Raw genomic sequence first — 1,244 nt, 5'->3', positions numbered from 1 at the left:
AATGTGGGAGCAACTGTCTTAACCCACCGTCCGTCAGCGCCATTCTGTACCGTCTCGCAGCATGGCATTTAGTCTGATCAGCAGTATCCGCATGCAGGCGATGAGCGCGACTTTCGCGCTCTTGCCTCGCTCCCTTAGAGCCTCGTAGCGCGTTTTAAAGTCTGCTTGAAAGCGGATAACAACCCAACTCGACATGTATAACGCATGCCTGACACGGGTTCTTCCTCCGTATATCTGCCGTTTTCCATTGTGGTTTCCGCTGTCGTCGTTGTAAGGGGCTATGCCCGCTAACGCCGCCACTTCTCTGCGATCCAACTCGCCCAACTCCGGCAAGTAAACCAGCAAACTGGCGGCCGCGACTTTGCCAATCCCCTTCACAGACATGAGTCGCCTGGCCTTTTCTGCATCCAAATCAAACATGCCCTGAACGAGGTGTTTTTCCAGGGCTTTGATCTGCGCTTGCAGGTAGCGAATATGATCTTTGGTAGCGCTGACAACGGTTGGCAACTGAGCCTGCTGAAGTCGACGCTTATTGTCGTCGCGCTGCTGAACGAAGTGCTCACGTAATTGGATCAGTTCGCGCAGAGCTTCGCGCTCAGGAGAAATGACCTTTTCGTGAGACCCATGCAGCACTTCGGCAAAATCAGCCAGAACTGCCGCATCAATCGGGTCGGTCTTGGCATTTTTGCCCATGGCCACCGCGAAGGCTCTGGCCCGACGAGGATTGATTCGGAGCACTTGGAAATTCGTCTGTTGCAGTGCCGCCATGACCTGGCGCTCGTAGCCTCCCGTGGCCTCCAGCAATACCCGGCCAACCTCATAGCAGCTCAATCGTTTGATCAGCTCAACAAAGCCTTCAGATGTGTTTGGAATCTCGAAGCCTTCTTTCTGAGGTTGAACCCAGACAACAAGGTTTAATTTAGAGATATCGATGCCGACCCAGGAAATCATGGCAAAACCCTCTTACACTCAGGAGTGAGAGTGCTCTGGCTATGCCCACGCTTGTGATTCGAGTGGTGCTCGTCCAACTGTTCGGGCTTGTCGGCCAGAGTGGAAAGGTGGATGGCAGCTTTGCTCCCACTCGTGCTTCTAGCACCGCGGACTCACAGCTTGCCATCCACCCCTCTCACCTCAGAGTTTATTCCCAGATCAAGACACAAGCGGGCTTGCTCGCGAATGCTGACTTTCAGTTGATGCATCTTTGAATGACACACCGCTTTCGCGAGCAAGCCCGCTCCCACATT

At 53.9% G+C, this 1,244-nt stretch carries 1 protein-coding gene; it reads right to left on the bottom strand.

The features are described from left to right. Nucleotides 1–33: 33 nt before the first annotated feature. On the bottom strand, nt 34–951 hold the full coding sequence (locus HX790_RS29395) for an IS110 family transposase (protein ID WP_017139096.1): 918 nt from the start codon (nt 949–951) through the stop codon (nt 34–36). Nucleotides 952–1,244: the final 293 nt, after the last annotated feature.

Origin of the sequence: Pseudomonas sp. IPO3747 (genome assembly GCF_013385245.1) — a bacterium.
Classification (GTDB): domain Bacteria; phylum Pseudomonadota; class Gammaproteobacteria; order Pseudomonadales; family Pseudomonadaceae; genus Aquipseudomonas; species Aquipseudomonas edaphica.
The sequence above is the reverse complement of the archived record's forward strand: the minus strand, read 5'-3'. Positions and strand labels throughout refer to the sequence as shown.

Coding starts and splice junctions, on each gene's coding strand:
- HX790_RS29395 (WP_017139096.1), bottom strand. CDS start 951: ATGATTTCCTGGGTCGGCATCGATATCTCTAAATTAAACCTTGTTGTC.